1 protein-coding gene is annotated in these 1527 nt (G+C 68.3%); it reads right to left on the bottom strand.

The features are described from left to right. Nucleotides 1-261: 261 nt before the first annotated feature. Entirely contained in the window at nt 262-1470 is a 1209-nt protein-coding gene (locus tag E6P78_RS32450) for an IS4 family transposase (RefSeq protein ID WP_136207196.1), read from the bottom strand. Nucleotides 1471-1527 lie beyond the last annotated feature (57 nt).

Consider the following 1527-nt stretch of genomic DNA (forward strand, 5'->3'; position numbering starts at 1 on the left):
CCAATACCAGTGACTTAGTGGTGCTGAGTGCGCGGTGCCTTGGCCGGTGGGCTGATCGGCGCAGTCTTGTAGTGCGGTGCAACGGTGACTGTGTCGGCGGGGTCTCGGGTGGGCTGGGGCCAGTGCCGGTGGGCGCTGCGTTTGACGCCGAAGTTGGACATCTTGCGTTTGACGACGCGGGGGTTGGAGCGGTGGCGGCGTTGGGGCAGGAGGCGTTCGGCTATCTCGTGGATGCCGGCCGTGAGGGCTGCGGCCAGGTGGTCAGGGGGAAAAGGCCGCCTGCGCGGTGACGTGACGTCGGGCGAGACGGAGGGTGCGGGTGAAGGAGAGCCGGTCGGTGTCGACTGCGGCCTGCTCCGCGCTGTCGTGCATGAGCTGGCGGATTGCGTGGTGGACGAGCAGGTGGCCCCAGACTTCCTGCTCGACACCGTCGGGTGAGCGTGACCGCAGGACCTGGGCGGGGCCGCGCTGGTGGGTCTTCAGTTCGCCCAGCGCGGTTTCGATCTCCCACCGCTCGTTGTAGAGGGCCGCCAGCTCCTTTGCGGGGGCCGCCTCGTGGTCGAGGATGGTGGTGATCAGCCGGTACGGTGCCGGGTGCTGCGGGCGTCCGGGGTCATTCAGGGTGTACTCGATAACCCGGACCACGGTCGGATCGGTACGTTTACGGTGGTCTTTGGCTGCCACGATGTCGGAGACGTAGGACCCGTCGGGGAGCTCACGGCGCACGGGCAGCACCGCGGTCGTCTTGATTCGCCAGAGCAGGTCCGCGCCGCCGGCCGAGGCGGCCCGCCACTGTTCCAGGCCGGCGAAGCCCCGGTCGGCCATCAGCAGGTCGTCCGGCCCGAGAGCTTGGAACAGCTCTCGGGCGAGCACGGACTCCGCGGTGGTGTACGGCCCCAGAGCCGCGTGGGTGATGGCGTGCGTCCCGCTCTCGGCCAGCGCCACCACCCGCACTTGGGGGAAGGCGGTCCGCTCGCCCCGGTGGGTAGCGGGGCGGCCGAACCGCGCGTTGTTTTCCTCGCTGTCCGGCACGTCGAACGTGGTCCCGTCGACCGCCATCAGACGCCAACGTCCGTACCACGAACCGGCGGTGGACTCTGTCGCCACAGGCCCCGCAGTCTGCTCGAACAACGCCTTGAGCGGCCCCGGCCCGAGCTTGACCCGAGCCCTGGAGATCGCAGCGGTGGTGGGCACCTGCCACGAACCCGACCAGCGCCTGGCCCAGGCCAGACCCTGGGTCAGCAGCCGCGCGACCTCTTCGTAGCCCTGACCGGAGAACAAACACATCGCCAGCACGAAGTAGACAACCACTCGCGGAGGCAACAAACGGTTGCGCTGACCGGACTTCCCGGACTCCTGCACGATCCGGTCCACCAGCTCCGGCGGAAACGTACGCGTCAGCAATCCGATCGCGATCCGGTCCGACAACCGCTCGTCCGTTTCCGGCTTGACCTGTCCAGGGCGTGGCATCCCGGCACCTCCTGAACAGGCACCCTACCAGCCGAGATCCTTAAGTCACTGGTATTG

Source organism: Streptomyces sp. A0958 (genome assembly GCF_004795035.1).
Lineage (GTDB): Bacteria > Actinomycetota > Actinomycetes > Streptomycetales > Streptomycetaceae > Streptomyces.

Bases quoted from the DNA above. Each gene is read 5' to 3' on its own strand.
- E6P78_RS32450 (WP_136207196.1), bottom strand. From the start codon at position 1,470: ATGCCACGCCCTGGACAGGTCAAGCCGGAAACGGACGAGCGGTTGTCG.